This is a genomic window from Paenibacillus sp. Y301 (assembly GCF_059445505.1).
Genome location: NZ_JCAIUL010000008.1, coordinates 35,834 through 59,079, shown reverse-complemented (window position 1 = coordinate 59,079; position 23,246 = coordinate 35,834). Strand labels below are relative to the sequence as shown.

Sequence of the window (23,246 nt, the reverse complement as noted above, 5' to 3'; positions counted from 1 at the left end):
CATGAAGAAACGGTAGATCTAGGTGATTTCTGGGTCTACCGTTTTTTTTTAAGAAGAAATCGTAGACGCTACTTCATCAATTGCTTCAGCTTCCTCCGCTCTAAACTGAATGTTGTATAATTCGGCATACAATCCGTTCATCGCAATCAAATGTTCATGAGAGCCTTCTTCAACAAATCTACCTTGATCTAACACGATAATTCTAGAAGCATCTCTCACCGTTGATAGTCTATGTGCAATGACCAATGTTGTTCGATCCTTCATCAGTAAATCAAGAGATTGCTGAACAATTCGTTCAGATTCGTTATCCAATGCGGAAGTTGCCTCATCCAACAGAAGAAGTGGTGCGTTACGAAGAAAAGCTCTCGCAATAGCAATACGTTGTCTTTGCCCACCTGATAAAGTCGAACCGTGTTCACCTAACAACGTGTCGTACCCTGCTGGCATTTTTGCAATGAACTCCTCTGCACCTGCAAGTCTGGCGGCTTCTTGGATTTCTTCTTCAGTCGCATAATCTGAGCCGAAGGCGATGTTGTCTCGTATGCTTCCTGAGAATAAATACGGAGTCTGAGGTACATACGTAATCATGGCGCGAGCTTCGTCAAGTTGATCATGAACCGATTTTCCATAAATAGAGATTGTACCGGAGTTAGGTTCATATAACCCACAACATAATCGTACAAGCATCGTCTTTCCTGAACCACTGGGTCCCACAACTGCAATGGTTTCTCCCGGGGAGATATGCATATGAATTCCGTCGAATAGCATGGATTCACTTCCAATTCCATCAAGCGAATGATGTCTGTAATGAACATTCTGTATAGATAACGCAGCGATTCCTTTAGAAACTGCCGGAGATGTGGGAGGTAATGGGTCCGTGTCCCCTTCGTCTGGCATTTCGAATATGGAGAATACACGATCAGCTGCACCTAAAGCTTCTTGCACACCACCCCATGTCTGAGACATGTGAACAAATGGCCATTGAACTCGACTCATCAGAATGACAAATGCTAATACTTCACCGGCTGTCGTTCCACCTCTCACAGCAGACAAAGCAATTAGACTAGCACATCCGATCATGACGATATTATTGATAAATGCGGAGGTTTGCCATAATAGTCCGTTCAGAAGATTCTTTCGTCGTTGTAACCGATTCAATGCCTCGCGTTCCTTCACATAGCGGTTAAGGAGAGTCTCTTCTAGGCCGAATGCGCGGACAACTTTCATCCCCTGTAATGTCTCTTGCAATAACCCACGTAGTTCGGCTTCCTTCTTATAAATCTCAGTAGATAATTTGCGTAGCTTACGATCAAAGAAGCGACCTGAAAGGAATACAACGGGTCCGGAGCCAAGCGCTAAAAGTGCAATCCATACGTCCATCTGGGCCAAATATAGAAAAGAAATAAAACAAAGAAGGAGATTGTACCCTAGATCGTATACTATGCTATTTACCATACCAATCGCCATGCCTGCATCCTTATTGTTACGTGAAGCCAAATCGCCTGAATGTAATGATTGAACATTGCGGAAAGGAATACGGTGACTTTTGTCAAAAAGTCTGGCACGTATATCCCAAGACATCCGACTCTGCACAACGAATCGCAAGTAATGTTGTAACATCAGACAACAGATAATGACGGCACAGACCGCAGCGCAAACAGCAGTTATACGAAACAGAGAGCTCATATTCGAGTTATTGATTGTATCAATGAATACCTGTTGAATGACTGCGAACCCAATATCCATAACGAGCCTAGCGGATAAAAGGAGGATGGCAGCCATAAATGCGATCTTGTAGGGAATAGAATATGGGATCAATCTACGTAGTACATACCCTAATGAATGATTCGTGGAATTCTTAAACTTCATGGTTCAACCTCCATAACCTCAGTAGAGACGTTCTCTTGCTTGAAGGTGGTCTCCACCATAGCGCGATACTTACCATCTAAATTCATTAATTCATGGTGAGATCCCTCTTCAACGATAGAACCGGACTCCATATAATAAATACGATCTGCATCTCTAATGGTGGACAATCTATGCGCGATCACTACGGTAGTTCGACCATACATAAGCACCTTGAGAGCTTGTTGAACAATTTCTTCATTATGGCTGTCAAGTGCTGCTGTAGGTTCATCGAGAAGCAAGAGCTTCGGCATCCGGACAAAGGCCCTTGCAATGGATAGACGCTGCCGCTCTCCGCCAGATAATGTGAGTCCGCGTTCACCGATGACAGTCTCATATTGTTGGGGAGTTGCCATGATGAATTCGTGAATACCTGCATTTTGTGCGGCCTTAATTATGTCTTCATGTAGGGCCTTGGGACTTCCCCAAGCGATATTCTCATACAACGTTCCAGAGAAAAGGTAGGGTTCTTGGGAAACGTAGGCGATGTCATGACGCCATACCCGCGGATGGATGTTACGTAACAACATATCACCACACCGTATGTTGCCTTCACGGGGTTCATATACAGCAAGGAGTAGATTGATGAGCGTGCTTTTGCCACTACCACTAGGCCCTGCAAATGCTGTCACTTTTCCAGGTTCGATTGTAATGGAGATGTTAGTCAATACCGGTTCATCGCTGTAGCGGAAGCTCACTTGTTCGAATGAGATCGCGTGGAATCCACCTACAGCCAAATGGGAATTAGCTGTTGATTTATCGGTGGAATCTTCATCAAGAACAGATTCAAGATCTCTACCTTCTTCTTTTAAATCGAGTATTTCAAACAAACGGTTACCCTGTGCCAAGGAAGCTTGAAATTCGGTCCATAGATTGGCAAGGCGTGACACGGGGTTCGTGATTTGCTCGAAACAGATAAGAAATGCTGCGACGGCGCCTACATCTAGTCGACCATCCATAACGAGGTACCCACCATAGGAGAGTACGTACAGCAAGCCAAAGAGTATAACGGCAAGAGGCATATTATATCCCACAGCTTCTATTCGAGAGACAGGTATATGAATGTTGAAATATTGCTTCACGCGTTGTGCAAATTGATCACGTAGCTTTGGAACAAGGGAGAAGGATCGCACAACCTCAGCACCTTGGATCGTATCTTGAATGAATACTTGCTGGGCTGTTTCTACTTGTTGTCTTCGCTCATGCATAGATCGCAGACGTGAAGTGAATGGAATCATCACTAGAGGAACTAAGGAGCAAATGATGAGGACTCCTAAGGTTAATACATACTGAAGGGACAATAGATAGGTTAGTAGGAAGGCGATCTGCATGAGGTTACTTAGTAACTCAATTGTTTTTTGATTGATGCCTTGTTGTGCAGCGGGAGCAGAATCATTCATACGACTGATGAGATCGGCAGAATGATAGTGGTCTAGATCCTTCATTTGAACTTTTAATAACTTAGACAATACAGATGCCTGGAGCTTAGCTGTTGATTTGAACTCGAGTTGGCCTGTTAATAGGGTATTGAGAAAGTTTCCGGCTGCTTCCACAATAAAGATCACACAGCCAAAGATGAGCGCAGACATCAATCCTGACATATCCTGGTGCGTGGCAGCGTTAATGATACGGCGTAATGCTTCAGCCACGGCAACATTCGCAAGTGAGACGACCGCCGCAATTAGGCACAATACAATATACCAACCTAAGTAAGGTTTGCCTAACTTCATGAGGCGTTTCAACGTGCTAGAAGCGACTGCTGTCGCTTCGTTACTTATAACCTCTTCTTTCGTAGTCCGACTCAAGTTACATCCTCCCAATGATTCAGCAGTTTATGTAGCTCATGGTTGTTTAGTAATCTTTCTCTAACATCACCCTAGTTGTAATAGCTAGTAATTCTTGAAGTTTATCCATATTAAGATGGTAATACATTCGATGGTCCTCTCTTTTCATTTCGAGTAGACCAAGGAAGAGTAAGAAGCCGGCATGATAATTGACTGCGGCTGGAGTAATGCCCATTTTTGTAGCTAATTCCTGTCCATAATAGGGGCGTTCACGTAGATGTAATAAGAAGTCTAAACGCTTTTTGTCAGAAAATGCTTTTAAGAACAACGCTGTCTTCTCTCGATCTGCTGCAGGTCCGAATACACGGTCGTTATGTATACCAAAAATGACCCATCCGATCCAAGAGGTTCCGTTATTTAGGAGTAAGGAGTGGCTACCTACTTGTGATATGAAACTGATATGAAAGACTGTAGGGACGTCATAAGTAGCAGGCTCAGTTTTGATCAGTTCACGTATGAATCGCTCGGGATTGGCATGAAATAGTTCCTTATAGACGAGTGTTGCTCGTTCAGACTCTTCTCTAAATCGATCTTTCCAGGGCGCAAAAGCATCGTGATAGAACATCCGTACAAGTTGCATATACCGTAGTTTTGTCTCTTCTGGATGAGCTAGACATTCGAGCAAGGGATCGTGAGCTTTGACAAGCTCTGGTTGGGGTTTCGTTTTTTTGACGAGTTCAGAGAGCAAGCCAAGGTCCATCTTAATCACTTCCCAATCCATGCCTTGTAGGAGATCATCCATTTGGTCGTGATATACGCCGTATACCATTTCGGATACGACTTTCTCTGCAGGTCTTTGTTCTAGAATCGTAATCCACTCTTCTGCTGACTGAGGTTCTGATGAGATACAGATCGATTCATAGAAACCGAAATCAAGTCCTTTGTGTAAAAAATGATACTGGGAAAAAAACTGTAGCTCCCGAAGGACATGAGGTGATAATCGTGCTCGTGCTTCATCATGAAAGGACTCAGCTAGAGGATCCGTCTCAATCCTGTAATCCTCCGCAAGGGCGACCATTTGCTCCTCGCAAGCGAGCATACCCATGGAAACTACGAATTCGAGAGCTTCGTTGTAGGCAAAGCGGATATTTTTTTTTAATAGTTCTTTCATTATATCCTCCTAGGAACAGGTTTTAATATTTCGTTAAATATTTAGATGGAATGTATAAGTTTTAGTATCTATTTAATGTTAAAATAAACCATTAGGTAGTAATTGTAAATAGGAAAATAAAAATAATACAGAGTAAATAAAAAGTAGCGAAGATGGCGGAATTGTCCTGAAGAAGCGGTAGCGTTCGCCTTTATCCTTTGATTTCAACCGCTCAAGCAATATACAATCAAGAAATCAGAGGATAACAGCGATCGGAAGGACAATCCGTCATCGTAGCGGCATCCTACGAGAATGTTTGTAATTAACTGGATATAAAATATTTATTTCTATTCACCTAACAGAAGAAATTAGCGAAATTTAGTAGTTTTTGTAGAAGTCTATGTATTCAAAATTATAAATTGACGGGTTCATGAAAGCGGTATACTATATACATGCAAACGATTTCATTTATTTGGAAATTATACTAGTTATGGAATAGCTGAAATGTTTACTCAAGGTGCTAACTATCATGAATCGTACGGCTTCATCAGCTAAAGTTTAATAAAGGGGGGATACTGCCTTTTGGTGCAAGCGCTTGCACAATTTGTTGAATTTTAAATGAAGGAGTGTATTTTAAATGAAGTTTGCTTATAGAAGGAAGAAAATGTGGTCTATCTTCATGACTCTCATTCTTATCATTTCGAGTATCGGATTATATCCCTTACAGATTGAAGCCGCTGCTCCGAGCAAGGTCGTATTAGTTGGTAATTTACAGGTTGCCTTGGGAGCCACTAGTGACTGGGACCCAGCCGCCGCAGCAACTGAAATGATTAACGTAGGTAATGGATTTTATCAGTTTACAGGTACTTTACCCGCTGGCACTTATGAATACAAAGTAGCTATGGATGGGAAGTGGGATGTTAGTTATGGATTTGATAACTATTCCAACACAGCTGGGGTTAATGCTGGAGGAAACATCAGTATTATTCTAAAGCAAGATACAGCAGTGACATTCTACTACAACGGTAACACCCACAGAATTGCAGATTCTACCTACTATACTCCTCTTATAACCAATCAAGATAAACTTCCTAGAATTATTGGTGATTTACAGACTGAAATGGGTGATGCTGGCGATTGGTCTGCTACAGATGCCCAAGCTATTATGTACGATAATACATTTAATCATATTTACTCCGTAACCAAGGCAGTCTATGCAGGAGATTATGAGTTTCAAGTAATTCTTGGGACAGACCTTACCACCGATCCAATGTATCCTACTAGCAAAGAACAACTAAGTCTTGCTAAAGATACGGATGTAACCTTTCATTTCAACGCGATTGATCATAGTGTGACAACAGACTATTCTAAACCTGTAGACAATATAGATCCGACAGATCTAATACCGGCAGATCACCTACGGGTTCACTATAATAGAACGGACGGCAATTATGCGAATCTTGGATTATGGTTATGGGGTGATGTTACATCACCATCAAGCGGGTGGGCACTAGGAGCAACGCCATTCCCGGCTGGACAGGTAGACAGTTATGGTGCTTTTGTAGATATTCCACTCACTAGTACAGCCAAAAGCATTGGCGCGATCGTTGTAAACCGTGTAAGCGGGGACAAAGATGGTGGCGACAAGAAAATTTCAATAACGACGTCTCAGATGAATGAAGTATGGATGAAAGAGGGCTCAGATCAGGTAACTCCGTATGAACCTGTGGATATTCCTACTAATACGGTTCGTGTACATTATCAAAGAGCAGACAATAACTATAGTCCCTATGGAGTATGGAATTGGGAAGACGTAGCGAGTCCTTCTGGAGGATGGCCTACAGGTGCAATTCCTTTCCCAGCAGGTCAAGTTGATAAATATGGGGCTTATGTCGATATCCCGCTCATTAATAATGCTAAGAAAATGGGGTTTTTCGTAGTAAATCGTACCTTGGGTGATGCAGATAAAGAGGAGAACAGGAACTTTAATCTGTTAGACCGATATAATCAGTTATGGATTAAACAAGGCGATAATATGGTATACGTTTCTCCTTTTGGTGAGGTACCTACGGGTCTTGTGTCCGCAGAGATCTTATCTGAAAGTAAATTACTTGTAAATTTCATGATGACAGATGGATTGGAAGAAGGAGCATTGAAAAGTGGGCTGAAGATAACGGACAAGAACGGGGATGCCGTAACAGTCAATAACGTTCAGATCACTAGTTCAACAGCAATCGAAGTAAATACAACTCCATTCTTAATGGAGAATGCTCCGTTAAGTATCACTTATTCAGGAATTACCGTAACCGCTCTCACGGGGTGGAGAATGATCGATGAAATGTACAACTATCAGGGTGATGATCTCGGAGCAACCTATCAGGCAGGAAGTGTAACTTTAAAACTATGGGCACCTAAGGCAAGTTCTGTCGTTGCGAACGTATATAACAAAGTTGATTCTACGCAATTGATAGGAAGCGTTAACTTAGCTAAGGAGGAAAAGGGTGTATGGTCCGCCAAGGTTGCCCCAAGTGATCTGGTAGGAGCTCATGTAACCGACCTCAAAGGCTATTTCTATCAATATGAAGTGACGAATAATGGGGATACGAATCAGGTACTTGATCCATATGCTAAATCCATGGCCGAATTCAGTGTGGATACGAAGGGAGTTAAGGGTCCGGATGGAGATGCTGTAGGAAAAGCGGCGATCGTGGACTTAAGTAGAACGGATCCAGTAGATTTTGACTATGCGGATATTAAAGGGTATGAGAAAAGAGAAGATGCTATCATCTGGGAAATCCATGTGCGAGACTTCACTTCAGATCCAACGATTGAGAATGATCTAAACAATGCAACATGGGGATCTTTTGATGCTTTCAAAAACAAACTTGATTATCTCCAATCCCTTGGAGTTACACACATTCAATTACTTCCTGTAATGGCATGGTATTACGGGGATGAAAGTGCGATGAAACAAAGAGAATTGGATTACTCAGCACAAGATAATGAATACAATTGGGGCTATGACCCACACAACTACTTCTCACCGGATGGCGCTTACTCAGAAGACCCTACAGACCCGGAACTGAGAATAAAAGAGTTAAAAGCGATGATCGATGCCATTCATGAAGCCGGTATGGGCGTAGTGTTAGATGTCGTATATACTCATATGGCTCAAGCAAGTCTTTTGAATGATATTGTTCCTAATTATTATGCCTTCCAAGATGCGAATGGTAACAATATTGGAGGGTTCGGAAATAATCTAGCAACAAGCCATAAGATGGCAGAGAAATTGATGGTAGACTCTGTTAAATATTGGTTCGATGAATACAAAATAGATGGCATGCGCTGGGATATGATGGGTGATGCCACCTATGATGCAGTACAGAATGCCTATGATGCAGCAGAGGCAATCAATCCTAACGCCTTATTTATCGGTGAAGGTTGGAAAACGTTCGGTGGAGCAGCATCAGATCCTTCGTTGGCAGGAAAAGGCGCGGATCAGGACTGGATGGATAAAACCGACAGTGTAGGTGTTTTCTCAGACGAGATCAGAAATGAATTGAAATCGGGATTTGGCAGTGAAGGTGAGCCAAGATTTATTACTGGTGGTGCACGGGATATCAAGACAATCTTTAACAACATCAAAGCACAGCCAAGTAATACACCAGCTGATGATCCTGGCGATATGGTGTCATATATTGAGGCACATGACAATCTACCTTTATATGATGTCATTGCACAATCTATTAAAAAGGATCCTTCTATACCTGCAAATGATGAGGAAATTCTTAAACGTGTGAGACTTGGGAATATGATGGTATTAACATCTCAAGGGACAGCCTTTTTCCATGCGGGTCAAGAATACGGACGTACGAAACAATGGAAGGCACCAGGGAAGCCAGAACAGAAATATCATGAATTAGCAGATGACACAGGCCATGTATTTGGGTATTTTGTACATGATTCCTATGATTCATCCGATGCTATTAACATGTTTGATTGGAACAAGGCCACAAACGAAGCGCAATACCCTGAGAATAATATGACAAGAGAATATACAGCAGGATTGATAGCATTAAGGAAATCGACCGATGCTTTCAGATTAGGGGATAAGTCTTTAGTAGATACCAACGTCACCTTGATCTCAGCACCGGAAGTTAACGCAAGTGACAGTATCATCGCCTACAAGAATAAAGCAACAGATGGAACAGGCAATTATTATGTATTTGTGAATGCAGATAACAAGTCAAGAACGCTGACGCTTAGTGAAGATTTAACAACAGGTAAGGTAATCGTAGATAACGATGAGGCAGGGATCGAAGCGGTTACTACCCAATCGGGATTTTCACTTACGGGAAATACGATCACCCTTGAACCGTTAACATCCGTCATTATCAAACAAGATGCTGCAGCGGCGGTATTGAGTTCATTAGAACTGGACAAAGCGAACTACTCGCTAGAAGTAGGCAAGACGCATCAGACAGCAGCTTATGCGAAATACGATGATAATAGCAAGAGAACGATAACTAACACAGCTACTTACGCTTCAAGTAATAGCCAAGTGGTTACCGTGACTACCAAAGGTTTAGTGAAAGCAGTCGCTAAAGGGACAGCAACGATTACAGTTACTTATGGTGGGATATCATCCCAAGTTACAGTCACTGTTACTGCAACTGAAGGTAAACGTTATGTCCAATTGAACTATATCCGTCCAGATCGTGATTATACGGATTGGAATCTATGGGTATGGAATACGGGCGTGAAGAATGATCAGATTGATTTTGAAAAAGTGGAGAACGGTGTGGCGAGTGTGATGATTGAAATTGCACCTCAAGCTACAAGCGTCGGATTCGTTCTTCGTAAAGGGACAGATTGGAACACGGGCAAGCAAGATATTCAGGATGATCGTCTTATTTCGGTGACACCTGGAGATATGTTTACCAAAGTGAATGTGACGAGTATGGTCAAAGAACTTGATATTCTGCCAAGCATCAGAGGACCTATTCTGAATGATGGAAACATTACGTTTATGTACAGAGACGATGAACTATTTGAAAGTGGTCAAATGACGAAGATCACAAATACAAAGGTGAAGATTAACGGTATTGAATACGATATGACTTACGATCCAATGAAGGAATGGTTTAGTTATACTTTGACTGATGTCGTTGAGGGTACTTATGAGTACTCTTTCTTGGTAACGAAGGATGGCAAAACGAACGAAATTACGGATCCGCATAATACTATAAATGGCAAATCGGTTGTGGAATATCATATTCCGGTTGTAACGATTCTCTCGACAGTTAACCCGCCTTCACTTACGTCTAACACAAGTGCAGTGCTGAAGTTAAATGTATCATCAGATGTAGTGATAACTTATAAGGAAGCTTTTATGGATCTTTCGTTATTGGGTGGACCTTCTCAAGTTAAACTTGATACGGAACTGATGGAGCAGACGATTACCGTGAAGGATTCTATTACTGCGGGAATCAAAGAAATACCAATCACCTTAGTCGATCCATTCGGAAATAAACATAAGCATCTTGCAAAGGTAGAGGTCAAAGCGAGAACGTCTAATGGAGAACTCGATTTCGATTGGGATGAGGCCCGAATCTATTTCGCGCTAACGGACCGATTCCAGGATGGTGATTCAACAAATAATCAGGATGTTGATAAGAGTCATCTAGAAGCTTACCATGGTGGTGATTTTAGAGGTCTGATCGACAAGCTAGATTATATGCAGCAGTTAGGTATTAACACATTGTGGATTACCCCTATTGTTGACAACATTGACTTCAATAAGGGGCTTGATTTCAACAGTAAACAGTATGGTTATCATGGCTATTGGGCTAAAGACTTTACGAAGATTGATGAACATCTTGGCGATATAGAAACGTTCAAAGAGCTCATTGATACAGCTCATGATAAAGGGATTAAGATTATGGTAGACGTCGTATTAAATCATACGGGCTATGGTCTTAAAGCGGATGATAGTCGTCCTGGTATCACGCAGGATGATAAGGATCGTTTCGCCAACATGCTGAGAACAGATGGCATAACATCGGATGAAGATCCAATGAAGGGAGAACTCGCTCAACTTCCTGATTTTAAAACAGAGGATCCAGTTGTTCGCCAACAATTAATTGATTGGCAGGCAGGCTGGTTGAATCGTGCACAAACAGAACGTGGAGATACAATTGATTATTTCCGGGTAGATACCGTGAAACATGTGGATGAGACAACATGGAAAGCGTTCAAGAATGCATTGACTACGATTGATCCGGAATTCAAAATGATCGGTGAATACTACGGTGCAAGCGTAGAAAGTGACGGAGGAAATCTCCAAAGTGGCCAAATGGACAGTCTTCTTGATTTCAGTTTCAATGAGAATGCAAGAGACTTTGCAAACGGAAAGATTGAATCGGTAGAAGCTTATCTTGCTAATCGAGAAGCACGAATGGATAACACGAGAACGATGGGGCAGTTCCTAAGCAGTCATGATGAGAACGGGTTCTTGAACGATTACGTAGGTGGAGACAAAGGCAAGCTGAAGATCGCTGCTGCGCTTCAAATCACCTCTAAAGGACAGCCTGTCATTTATTATGGTGAAGAATTAGGACGTTCGGGTAACAATGCAGTAGATATGAGTAAAGGACAATTCAGTGAGAATCGTGCAGATATGCCGTGGGATCAGTTAGATGCGGAGAAACCATTGCATGATCATTACCAGAAGTTGCTGAACATCCGCGCTAAGTATTCCAAATTGTTCTCCAAGGGAACACGGACTTCCATTGTTGCTTCTAACGAACAAGGATATATGGCATTCAATAAAAATCTGAATAGTGAGAATATCGTCACAGTCATCAATACAAAGACAACGGCGCAGAACGTTATTCTTCCTGTACCGTTTAAAGCTGGAAGCCAAGTCAAAGACGAGTACAGTGGAGTAGTCTACAACGTAACGAACGATAATAAAGTAAGTTTCAGTCTTCCAGGAATGAATGAAGGTGGAACCGTTATTCTTGCAACTATTGCATCAGTGACTCCACCAGTAACGACTCCACCAAGTGAACCTGGAGCGGGTAGTAATTCTGGAAATAATACGGGTGCTAGTAATCAAATAACACAGAGGAACGTCAGTGAGGAGTTACTAAAGAATGCGAAAGGGACAGTAACCATTGATCTTGGAGACAAAGAGAATGGGGTTCTTCTACCGTTGAAGTCTGCGGAGTTAGTAGGATCTAATCCAATCGTAATCCACAAAGGAGATTTCACAGTTGAAATTCCTTCATCGTTATTGAAGGCCATTCAACAATCAATCTCCGCTGATCAATCGGAGGGTGCGATCATTTCGTTCAAACTGGATGAAGTGGAACAATCCGTAGCACAATCTCTTATTGGTCAATCAGATAGTTCGAACACCAAGGTGAAACTAGCAAGTAAGATGTACCATTTCAGTCTGTCCGTCAAAACAAAGGATGGGAAAGAAGTGAAGATCGATCGGTTCCTAACCCCGATCACGTTAATCTTCAACGTGGATCCATCCGTAGATGCAAAACTTCTAGGTGGGTATTTTATTGGGGATAACGGTAAATTGGAATACGTCGGTGGATATTGGGACAACAGCAAGTTAAAAATAGATGTGTATCATTTCAGCAAGTATGCGGTAGTAGAATACAGTAAATCGTTTGCAGATATGAACGGTCACTGGGCACAAGCAGCAGTCAAGGAACTAGCAGCCAAACATGTTGTCGAAGGTACGACGGATAGTACGTTTAGTCCAGCACAACGCTTGACTCGAGCTCAGTTTGCAGCGATGCTTGTTCGCGCTCTGGGCATAGAAGATCAAGGTAGTGTATCTTTCAAGGACGTTGATCAGAACGCTTGGTATGCTTCAGCAATTTCCTCTGCGTACCATAATGGTCTAGTGAAGGGTAAGACTGAGTCTACATTCGCACCGTTAGAGACCATCACACGTGAAGAAATGGCTGTGATGATCGTACGTGCTTATAAGCTGAATAACGCTGAAACATCGATCCCTAATGATGTGACAGCTACCTACAGCGATGAACAACAGATTAGTACATGGGCCCTTGAACAGGTCCGAGCAGCAACATCACTTGGGTTGATGAACGGACAAAGTAAGAACACATTCGTGCCTAAAAAAGATACAAGTCGCGCGGAAAGTGCTCAAGCCATTGTGAACTTACTCAACAAAATGTAGTGAAACACGCAAAAACCTCCTTATGCTCAATGTTGAGCTAGGGAGGTTTTTCTATATTAAAAAGTGTAACTTTCTCCGTATATAAACGTTTTATATATTATTCCACAAAATACAAGCTACTTGGAGGTTTATCATTAATGAAAAAACAACTCGTTTCACTACTAATGTCTTCTGTACTAATGTTATCTATCGCCACTGTAGTCTCAGCTGATAGTGCCATGGTTTCGGCAAATAATGTCGATTATAAATCCAATAAAGGAAATGAAATGATTGTTCCTTATGCACTCAAAGATATACTAACTTGGAATTTAAATGGGGATACAACGGACCCAGTAACCTCTTATTCTGTAACAATTGGATATCCAAATATTAAACTGTATGCAAAAAATAGAGGAACTCAACCATTTAGAGTGGAAGTTATGCACAACAGTAAGAAAACGGTTATTTTTAATACAAAAGTTCCAGTAGGTCAAATAGTAGAAGTTTTAAATAATGATTTTATGCCACTCGTTCCTTCAGGCACTTATACAGTGACTATTTATGGTGGAAGAGCTCAACCCAAAGGACAAGTTGTTCTTAAAAGTTCTGACACTAGATGGCCTTAAAAAATCCAATGAAATACGAAATCGTAGAACTGTAGGAATAAATGAATAGCAAACAAGTAAAGATTAGAAAAGGACCTTCAACACCTGAAGGTCTTTTAGTTTATTTCGCAATACATACAAGTATTTTATCCACCTAAGTTAAATGGAATCCGCAATAAGCTCATTTAGAACATGACGTTTGTCATACTCATGAGTTGACGTTTATGACTACAACGATGGTGATCTATATCATATACTAAATGGAGTAAACTACGCTGACATTGTAATACGTTAATAGAAAGCGTATATCTGAGGAGGAAACAAGTCATGACCGAGGCCAAACAAGTTAACTTACGGAAAAAGGTCGCCCCTTACGAAAAAACCGAAATGAAATCGAGTGTTAGACAGCTTATAAATACATTAGGACCATTAGTAGTACTCTGGTATGCAGCCTATCTAAGTCTTTCCGTTTCTTATTGGCTGACCCTAATATTAGCGATCGTCACATCTGGGTTTGTAATCAGAACTTTTATCATTTGCCATGATTGTACACATCAATCTTTCTTTAAAAGTAAACTAGCTAATAAAATCGTTGGAACGATTACAGGGATCGTTGCGTTAGTTCCATACGAACAGTGGAAATATAGCCATTCCATGCATCATGCAACAAGTAGTAATCTAGATAAACGGGGTACAGGAGATATGTGGCTTCTGACCGTGGATGAATATATAGAGGCTTCTAAGTGGCGTCGGTTGGCATATCGCTTCTATCGTAATCCATTAGTCATGTTTGGATTGGGACCGATTAGTGTATTCTTGGTTCAATATCGCTTCAACCGTAAAGGAGCAAAACGCAAGGAACGCATCAATACTTACGTCGTGAATATTTCTATTGTAGTGATCTATTCCCTATTGATCTGGGCTACAGGTTGGCAAGCGTTTGTGATGATTCAAGGTCCAGTTTTCTTCGTAGCCGGATGTCTTGGCATTTGGTTGTTCTATGTCCAACATCAGTTCGAGGATTCTTATTTTGAGAACGAAGATGAATGGGATTATGTAAAAGCCGCAGTAGACGGAAGTTCATATTACAAACTTCCTAAAGTCCTTCAATGGTTCACAGGTAATATTGGGTTCCATCACGTTCACCATTTGAGTCCGAAGGTGCCGAACTATCATTTGGAAGAGGCGCACAATGCAACACCCCCTCTTCAACATGCGACTACGATCACACTAAGTACGAGTTTGAAATCACTTCATTTCCGCTTATGGGATGAGAACAATAAGACCTTCATTAGCTTTGGTGAGATGAAGCGTCGTCTTCATATGAATTCTGTAGCAGAGAAATTAAATGTTCCTCGGCCTAATCTACAAGAAAAATAATGAAATATGGTAAACTATATAGATTAGAATCTAATCCAACGTAATTGGCATACAAAAAGAGGGTGTGAAGACCATGCTGAAATGGTATCAAATTTTTCATAAAAATACTGGACTTAGTCCTTATGTGTGGGTCGTCTTTTGCATCCTCCCTTTTTACTTTATATTTCGTGCATCGTCTCCATATCATGTAGCTTCAGGGATCGTTATGATTATTGCGTTCATGGGATGTTATGTGTTGTCTTTTATAACTAAAGGGTGGCAGGTATACTTCTGGACGAGCATACAGATTATCATCTCTATAGGCATGACCATTGTATTTGGTTATGTTTATTTTGCTATCTTCTTAGCCCTTTTTATCGGTAACATTCAGAATAAAGCGGGATTTATAACGCTGTATTGTATTCATCTTGTCACGACATTTATAAGTATCAATTATGGATTTGTTGCTCAGATTCCCTTATTTATTACGCAGTTCCCGTTTATTGTGATGTGTCTGATTGGGGTTATTTTATTACCTGTCAATACATATAACCGGAACAAAAGTGATAAGCTTCAGGGCCAGCTTGAGGATGCGAACAAGCGAATTTCAGAGTTGGTCAAGTTAGAGGAGCGTCAGCGAATTGCACGTGATCTACACGATACGTTGGGTCAGAAGCTGTCCCTTATTGGATTGAAGAGTGATCTAGCTAGTAAATTAATGACCAAAGATATCACGCGGGCCCAAGAAGAGATAAATGACGTTCGTCAAACAGCCAGAAGTGCATTAAAGGAAGTCAGGGAATTGGTTACTGAAATGCGAGGGACAAGAGTAGAAGATGAAATGTATCGAGTTAGTCAGATTTTAAAAGCGGCTGAAATTGAATGCAACATTGAAGGTGATCCTCAGTTGAAGAACACCTCATTGCTTACGGAAAATGTGCTAAGTATGTGTCTCAAGGAAGCGGTCACGAATGTAGTGAAGCACAGCGAGGCTTCCTCTTGTACGATTTACCTGGAGTCATCCCTAACGAATCTCTCCATTCGAGTGCAGGATAATGGGATTGGTATTGCTACGGATGATTTGAAGAGATCCTATAGTGGTAACGGACTGAAGGGTATGATGGAAAGGCTTGAATTCGTAAATGGGACACTTGAGATTCAATCGGACGAGGGAACAACACTTATCATTACAGTACCAAACGTTGTGAAGAAACCAGAAAAGGAGATGGAGGTATGATTCGTATAGTCATTGCCGAAGATCAGCGTATGCTGTTGGGGGCACTTGCGTCTCTGCTTGATTTGGAAGAAGATATGACGGTTGTAGGAAGAGCAAGTAACGGTGTCGAAGCAATAGCTATGGTTCACCTTCATCAACCGGACATATGCATCATGGACATTGAGATGCCAGCGAAGAGTGGATTGGATGCAGCTGAGGAACTCAAAGAGCTCAACTGCAAGGTGATCATCCTAACGACGTTTGCTAGACCTGGATATTTCGAGCGTGCGCTCAAAGCGGGTGTCAGTAGCTATATGTTAAAAGACAGCCCAAGCGAAGAGCTTGCAAGTTGCATTCGCAGTGTCATGGCGGGACGACGTATTTATGCGCCGGAGCTTGTAGATGATGCGTATGGTCAGGAAAGTCCACTGACGGAGCGAGAGAAGGAAGTTCTCCAATTGATTGCTGATGGCAAAAATACAAGAGAAATTTCAAATCAATTGTTTATTACGACTGGAACGGTTCGCAACTACATTTCCGTTATTCTTGATAAACTTGGCGTAAGTAATCGAATTGAAGCCATCACACAATTCAAGGAAAAAGGATGGTTTAAATAAAAAAAAGGAACCCACAGCAACGGGCTGTGGGTTCTATATTTATATATACTAAAAGGGGTAACTTCATTGTACCTTGACTACATTAATGCCAGATGAAAATTAGATTGCAGGTATATTACAATTAGTTGACTTTATATTACTTGATATCTGATATTATTAAAAAAGCGGGAATTGTTCATATATCTATAAATAGAAAAGGTAGGCGAACTTCATGGTGGAAAGAAAGAAAACGATGTTGATGTTACCTGTCATTGGGGCGGTAATAGCTGCAATCATTGGGGGTGCGATCTGGGCAACGATCGCGATCCTAACTGAATATGAATTAGGAATTATAGCATGGGCAATTGGTGGACTGACAGGATATACGGTAGCTGTATTAGCGAAGAAACAGACTACCCGGGCACATCAGATTATTGCAGTCATTGCTTGCTTAGCCGGGATAATACTTGGGAAGTATATTATTATCAGTTACATATTAAATGATGGATTTAAAGGGATTATGAATAGTCAGACTTTCCACTTTTTTAACTACAATTTTACGGGATTATTTAATGGAATGGATGTTGTAATTATCTTGTTCGCCATCGTGACGGCATGGAAGTTACCTAGTAAAATGAATCAACAGAAACATGTTCAACCACGAAAGTCTTTATTCTAATGCATGATCGCTTCATTTTTCCATCGCATATTTCCTTTTTTGAATGTGACTATTATGTTAAATGAACTATGTATTTTCACGATAATTCGACAATTTAACTGAAAATCCCTTTTATTTTCAGAAAAGATAGATATCTTTTAACAATTTAGAATTACATAAGAAAAAAAGCCGTTCAATCTCAAACATGAGATGACCGGCTTATCGCGTTTAACGATTTCCTATTTAATGTACATGAGGTTAAAGTATTGCTCTAACATACGTTTACTTGCGAACTCGTGACGAGTAGTTTCAATGCTCTGCTTCATCATTTCGACCCACTTTGGACGGTTCTCGTAGTACGTAGGTAACACTTTGTTAAGTAAAGTGTCGTATAGAGCCTCCGTATCATGACGGTCTAATAGCTCGAAATCTGTCGTCTCAAAGCCATCACCAATTTGCCATCCATTGACTCCATCAATACAAGCCTCTGGCCACCAACCATCCAGAATTGAGCAATTCAATACACCATTCATTGACGCCTTCATGCCGGAAGTTCCACTTGCTTCAAGTGGTCTGCGAGGGTTGTTGAGCCAAATATCAGATCCACGAGTTAACATTGCTCCAATAGTCATATCATAATTCTCTAAGAATACGACACTCTTCGGATATTTCTTCATCATGGAGACTAGATTACTAACAATTTTTTTGCCGTTATCGTCTAAAGGATGAGCTTTGCCAGAGAACACGATTTGTACTTTACCTGATTTTAGATAAGGCTCAATGATTTCAGGAGTAGAGAAGATCAGATCACTTCGTTTGTAAGGTGCTGCTCTACGAGAGAATCCGATGAGCAGATTATTTACATCTAATTGAATACCAGAGCGATCTTGGATGAAATCAATTAATTCTTGTTTAAGATCCATATGGGTTGCCCACAAATCGCCATCATCTTCAAAGGCACGAGTAATACGTTCATCAACCCACGTTGGTGTGTGAATAGCATTCGTAATCGCAATAATTGGGGAACGTCCGGAAACTTCCTTCCACATTTTGTTGGAGGTATCCGCATGAAGTTCTGCTACGCCATTAGAAATGCGTGATAGACGTAAGCCAGCGACAGTCATGTTAAAAGGATTGCCACCAATACGCTCCATTTGGTCGCGAGTCAAGCCATTGAAAGCCGACATATATTCAAGACGCTCTAATGGATGTGTCTCATTACCTTCTTTAATCGGAGTGTGTGTAGTAAATACGACTTCTTCCTTTGTTGCTTTCCATGCTTCTTCGAACGTATCTCCCGTACACATCTTCTCGCGAATTAATTCGGTAGCAGCAAGAGCTGCATGCCCCTCATTGAAATGGTAGACGTCAATTGGGATTTCCAACGCACGCATGGCCTTTACTCCACCTATACCTAGAACGATTTCCTGGGCAATACGTTCTTCGCCGAACCAACCATATAGCTGACCGGTAATCCAAGCATCATTGTTCTCAGGAATATCTGTATCAAGTAAGTACAGAGGGTTATTTCCGAAATGTTCTGTTTTCCAGACTTTACAGATGACATCAATGTTTCTGACTTTAACAGTTACTTTTACACCCGTATCTTCTAGAAAGTCGTAAACGTAGTTATGGTAAGTATCGTAAGGGTTTCCGTCCGCATCAATCCTTTGGTCTGTATAACCCTGTTTCCATTTCACACCGATTGCGACAATCGGCATTTGAATATCTTTTGCACCCTTGATGTAGTCACCGGCTAGAATTCCTAGACCACCAGCATACATTTTGAAATCGGAATGAAGTCCATACTCCATGCTAAAGTAAGCTACTGTCGGTAATGTATTCTCATTCATTTGACAAGCCCCCTAATCATCTCTCATTGTGGTTAATCCATTAGCAATATGATGTAGTACTTCTCTCGATGCAAACGTTTGCTTCATAATCGATTTCAAATAAACATGTAAGCGATTACGCCCATATATTAGCATACTTATCCATGGAAAATCTATGCATATAAGATAAAATGACCTATTTTCACAAAAAATTCATGGAAATCGGTAGTGGTGACCTTATTTTGATGGGACAAACGTTTGCATTTCTTTCTCTATAGGGGAGCAATTGCACAATGTTAGCTTAAATATTGGACATGAAGATAGGAGAATGAGAGAATGATATTACAAAGATCACATGAGGGATGGGGAGATAAAATTATGATACGATTTGGTATTATTGGAACTAACTGGATAACTGAACGTTTCATCCTTGCAGCATTGGAGACAGAGGAATTTGCTCTTACGGCGGTGTACTCGAGAACAGAAGATAAAGGCAACACGTTTGCTGCTCAATATAATCATCCTAAGGTATTCACGAATATAGAAGAAATGGCTTCAAGTGATCTAATTGATGCTGTGTATATTGCTAGTCCGAATTCATTTCATGCGCAACAAGCAATTCTATGTATGAATCATGGGAAGCACGTCCTATGTGAGAAGCCTATGGCCTCTAATGCTACTGAGATGAAAGAAATGATTAAGGTTGCTAGGGAGAACGACGTGCTACTAATGGAAGCTTTGAAATCGACGTTAATGCCGAATTTCAAGATCATGAAGGACAATTTGTATAAAATAGGACAGGTTCGGCGTTATTTTGCAGGATATTGTCAGTATTCATCACGTTATGATGCGTTTAAACAAGGTACGATTCTGAATGCTTTTAATCCAATATATTCGAACGGTTCATTAATGGATTTAGGTATTTATTGTCTCTATCCGATGGTGACCTTATTCGGTAAGCCAGATGAAGTTCGTGCTGTGGGTGTGATGTTATCTTCAGGTGTTGATGGTGAAGGAAGTATGGTCATGAAATATAACGATATGGATGCAGTTGTTATGCATTCTAAGATTACAGATTCCTATTTACCTGCTGAGATCCATGGTGAGAACGGAACGATGGTGATTGATAAAATTAGTCAGCCGTACGATGTGAAAATTCATTATAGAGATGGCACGATTGAAGATCTAACTCGACCGCAACTCCATGAATCCATGTACTATGAAATTCAGGAGTTTATTGGATTGCTAGCGAGAGGGCAACGAGATGGATCCATCAATTCTCATGCGAATTCATTAGCCGTAGCCGAGGTTATGGAAGAAGCTAGACGTCAGATTGGTCTTCAATATCCAGCGGATCGTCATTCAGATGTATGATCCTACCGTTTACGACAATTTAAAGGTCTCTTTTGAGAATACGTTATACGATTTGGATAATCTGGATGGTACCATTCAGATGGTCAATCGGTTGGACCGGATGGAAATGTCGGTTATGTCGAGGGAATTCGTTATCCAGTTCGTATTGGCGGAATATACAGATATAACAGCTGAGATTTCTTTAGAGGTATCACTCCAGGATCTAGCTGCTGAAATCCTAGAGTTACCAGGTGAGGAACCGGGTTGCACGTTGCGTCTACGATTCTATATGCCAATTCGTAATGTGGAGACACAGTGTGTTCAGGTTAATCAGGCCCTCCTAGAGATCTGGAAATCGCCGACAACACCGACACAAACGTTAAGTTATGTATATGGTCAAGATCCCTCAGGCTATATGAATACCATTGAGGTAAGATTTGAGCGTAAAATAAATGAGGATCAGATGGGAGATATCCCTGAGGTTGTGGATCATGTCATTCAGACACTACGCAATTTAAAAGATATTTAAAATACGTGATTTCCCTTGAATAGATCATAGGTGAGTTATCTAATCAAGGGAGAATCATATTTTCCCTAACGTGAGAGTTTATTTAAGGTTTCAGGATAACCTTGATGCAATCATCTTCATGCTCATAGAACATTTTATAAGCATCACGGTGCTTGTCCCATCTTCAGGGTGATATTTCTTTCAAACATACTTCCTAGAGGGAACATGTTATAGACAGAACCATAGACTCCAGTAAGTTGAATGGTGTAAGCGATAAGGAACATGATCAACCGCAATAACTCTTGATGCACCCTTCATCCAAGCGAATTTTTGCGCCATTAACCCAACAGGGCCACAACCTAGAACCGTCACCGTATCTCCGGGTTTCATACCCGAATGCTCTACACTCCAGTAAGCTGTGGGAAGAACGTCAGACATAAATAATAGGGCCTCATCTTCAAGTTCGCATGACTCTGGAATAACAAAAGGCATGAAATTTCCATAGGGCACATGTAAATATTCGGCCTGTCCTCCAGGATAGTTACCATAACGATCTGTGAATCCAAAGTATCCACCCGTATCTACCTTAGGATTTCGATTAGAGTTGTTACATTGGCTTTCTAAATCGTGCTGACAGTAATAACAATGCCCACATGAAATGTTAAAAGGAAGTACGACACGATCGCCTTTCTTCACCTTCGTGACCTCAGATCCGACTTCTTCAACGATTCCCATCGGTTCATGACCAATCACGTAGTCCTTATCGGCAGGTAGTGCACCAAGATAAATATGGAGATCAGAACCGCAGATGGCTGTTGATGTGATACGAACAATGATATCGTCTTTATTCTGTAAAGTAGGATCTTGGACTTCCTTAACTTGTATATCTTTCGCTCCCTGATATGTAACGGCTCTCATGATCATTCTCCTTTCTATAGGTATCTATTGAATTATGCCCCAGGGTAAAGATCACCATTCCCATGAATTAAAGCTTAAATAATCAAAAAAATCTGGAATCGCTTGTTAGCTATCCCAGAACTTTTGATCTTACATTTAGTTTTCTTTAAACCATTAGCATTTTTTGGTGCTCTGTTGTTGTCTAGTAATGACTAGAACTTCACAAGGAAGAACACCGGTACGTTGAATTTCGAGAACTTGGCTTTCTGTCAATCTAGTACCTACGAGAATAAATGATGAAGTCACATTGTTGAAGTTCGTTGTACTTAAGTTAGCTACATTCGTTCTTCCAGTGTAGATCCGGTATGAACCTTTGAAGTTATTTCGAGAGAAAAGAACTAAGGTTACATTTTGTGGAACCATGGTGTTGTTAACTTTAAAACTAGTGAGTAGATTGTTGAATCGTAAGGCTCCTAGATTCTTTACGGCTACTCCTCCGTTTCTAAAAACAATGTTTCTCCCTGTATAGTTGGCTCCTGCAAACAGGGAGAGTCGAAGATTGTCATTATTGATTGGCATTGCTATCACTCCTTATATGAGATGATAACAATATATGAAAGTATTATAGATTTGGAGTAGACTTTTGAGACGAAATTGAGTTTGCTTTTCTGTTAGCTGAGGGTTGAATGCTAGTTATCCATTCCTTGTCGTTGTTGTTTCAACAAGTCACGGATTTCAGTAAGTAATCGTTCTTCGTTAGAAGGAGCTGGTGGCTCAGAAGCCTTAATTTCTTCCTTGCGTTTAAATCTACTTAACACTTTAATAAATAAGAAGATAGAGAACGCAATAATGACGAAATCAATAACGGTCTGTATGAATAAACCATATTTCAGAACGGCATCACCTAGAGGATATTGCAGACCTGAGAAGTCTAGTCCCCCAAGAAGTATCCCAATTAAGGGCATCAGTAAGTCATCGACCAAAGAAGAAACAATTTTTCCGAATGCAGCTCCTATGATAACTGCAACAGCAAGATCCATGACATTTCCCTTAAGCGCGAAATCTTTAAATTCTTTTAACAAATGTAGGTCACACCCTTATTCTATTAATATTTTATTAAATTATAACAATGTTGAGGATGGGTTACAATAACGGAGTGTGTAAGAGATCGTATTGACCA

General features: G+C 40.9%; 14 protein-coding genes and 1 pseudogene. 8 read left to right on the top strand and 7 right to left on the bottom strand.

Features of this window, described 5'->3' with window-relative positions; translation table 11 throughout:
- Nucleotides 1–48: 48 nt before the first annotated feature.
- Genes AC1D69_RS14930 through AC1D69_RS14920 form a run of 3 tightly spaced genes read right to left on the bottom strand, consistent with a single transcriptional unit; the run spans nt 49 to nt 4,860 of the window.
- Nucleotides 49–1,869 (bottom strand): ABC transporter ATP-binding protein, encoded by a 1,821-nt coding sequence (locus AC1D69_RS14930; protein ID WP_495456943.1) that lies wholly within the window; start codon nt 1,867–1,869, stop codon nt 49–51.
- Nucleotides 1,866–3,710, bottom strand: a complete 1,845-nt coding sequence (locus tag AC1D69_RS14925; RefSeq protein ID WP_495456942.1) for an ABC transporter ATP-binding protein — start codon at nt 3,708–3,710, stop codon at nt 1,866–1,868. The genes AC1D69_RS14930 and AC1D69_RS14925 overlap by 4 nt, the downstream gene beginning before the upstream one ends.
- A gap of 46 nt (nt 3,711–3,756) precedes the next feature.
- On the bottom strand, nt 3,757–4,860 hold the full coding sequence (locus tag AC1D69_RS14920) for a hypothetical protein (protein ID WP_495456941.1): 1,104 nt from the start codon (nt 4,858–4,860) through the stop codon (nt 3,757–3,759).
- Nucleotides 4,861–5,476: 616 nt separating this feature from the next.
- Here AC1D69_RS14920 and AC1D69_RS14915 point away from each other — a divergent pair.
- The 6 genes from AC1D69_RS14915 to AC1D69_RS14890 all read left to right on the top strand — a co-directional run bounded on the left by AC1D69_RS14915 (nt 5,477) and on the right by AC1D69_RS14890 (nt 17,497).
- On the top strand, nt 5,477–13,063 hold the full coding sequence (locus AC1D69_RS14915) for a pullulanase (RefSeq protein ID WP_495456940.1): 7,587 nt from the start codon (nt 5,477–5,479) through the stop codon (nt 13,061–13,063).
- A gap of 137 nt (nt 13,064–13,200) precedes the next feature.
- Nucleotides 13,201–13,668 carry a hypothetical protein gene (locus AC1D69_RS14910; RefSeq protein ID WP_495456939.1) on the top strand — a complete coding sequence of 156 codons (468 nt, stop codon included), beginning with the start codon at nt 13,201–13,203 and terminating at the stop codon, nt 13,666–13,668.
- Between the two features lie 306 nt (nt 13,669–13,974).
- On the top strand, nt 13,975–15,027 hold the full coding sequence (gene desA / locus AC1D69_RS14905; protein WP_495456938.1) for a Delta(5) desaturase DesA: 1,053 nt from the start codon (nt 13,975–13,977) through the stop codon (nt 15,025–15,027).
- A gap of 73 nt (nt 15,028–15,100) precedes the next feature.
- Nucleotides 15,101–16,243, top strand: a complete 1,143-nt coding sequence (locus AC1D69_RS14900; protein WP_495456937.1) for a histidine kinase — start codon at nt 15,101–15,103, stop codon at nt 16,241–16,243.
- Nucleotides 16,240–16,839: a response regulator gene (locus AC1D69_RS14895; RefSeq protein ID WP_495456936.1), complete on the top strand. Its 600-nt coding sequence runs from the start codon at nt 16,240–16,242 to the stop codon at nt 16,837–16,839. The genes AC1D69_RS14900 and AC1D69_RS14895 overlap by 4 nt, the downstream gene beginning before the upstream one ends.
- 211 nt (nt 16,840–17,050) lie before the next feature.
- Nucleotides 17,051–17,497, top strand: a complete 447-nt coding sequence (locus tag AC1D69_RS14890; RefSeq protein WP_495456935.1) for a hypothetical protein — start codon at nt 17,051–17,053, stop codon at nt 17,495–17,497.
- A 218-nt stretch (nt 17,498–17,715) separates the two neighbouring features.
- Here AC1D69_RS14890 and glgP read toward each other — a convergent pair whose 3' ends face one another.
- The gene (gene glgP, locus AC1D69_RS14885) at nt 17,716–19,329 is read right to left on the bottom strand and encodes an alpha-glucan family phosphorylase (protein WP_495456934.1); all 1,614 of its coding nucleotides are present in this window, start codon (nt 19,327–19,329) and stop codon (nt 17,716–17,718) included.
- 357 nt (nt 19,330–19,686) lie between these two features.
- Between glgP and AC1D69_RS14880 the strand changes: the two genes are divergently transcribed.
- Both AC1D69_RS14880 and AC1D69_RS14875 read left to right on the top strand, forming a co-directional pair.
- Nucleotides 19,687–20,682 carry a Gfo/Idh/MocA family protein gene (locus AC1D69_RS14880; protein WP_495457122.1) on the top strand — a complete coding sequence of 332 codons (996 nt, stop codon included), beginning with the start codon at nt 19,687–19,689 and terminating at the stop codon, nt 20,680–20,682.
- Nucleotides 20,675–21,190 (top strand): hypothetical protein, encoded by a 516-nt coding sequence (locus AC1D69_RS14875; RefSeq protein ID WP_495456933.1) that lies wholly within the window; start codon nt 20,675–20,677, stop codon nt 21,188–21,190. Before AC1D69_RS14880 ends, AC1D69_RS14875 begins: the two co-directional genes overlap by 8 nt.
- 82 nt (nt 21,191–21,272) lie before the next feature.
- Here AC1D69_RS14875 and AC1D69_RS14870 read toward each other — a convergent pair.
- From AC1D69_RS14870 to mscL, 3 genes and pseudogenes are all read right to left on the bottom strand, one after another.
- Nucleotides 21,273–22,087 (bottom strand): annotated as a pseudogene (locus tag AC1D69_RS14870) (alcohol dehydrogenase catalytic domain-containing protein).
- Between the two features lie 153 nt (nt 22,088–22,240).
- Nucleotides 22,241–22,645 (bottom strand): hypothetical protein, encoded by a 405-nt coding sequence (locus AC1D69_RS14865; RefSeq protein WP_495456932.1) that lies wholly within the window; start codon nt 22,643–22,645, stop codon nt 22,241–22,243.
- A 110-nt stretch (nt 22,646–22,755) separates the two neighbouring features.
- Complete coding sequence (mscL, locus tag AC1D69_RS14860) at nt 22,756–23,148, bottom strand: large conductance mechanosensitive channel protein MscL (RefSeq protein ID WP_495456931.1); 393 nt, start codon at nt 23,146–23,148, stop codon at nt 22,756–22,758.
- Between the last annotated feature and the right edge of the window lie 98 nt (nt 23,149–23,246).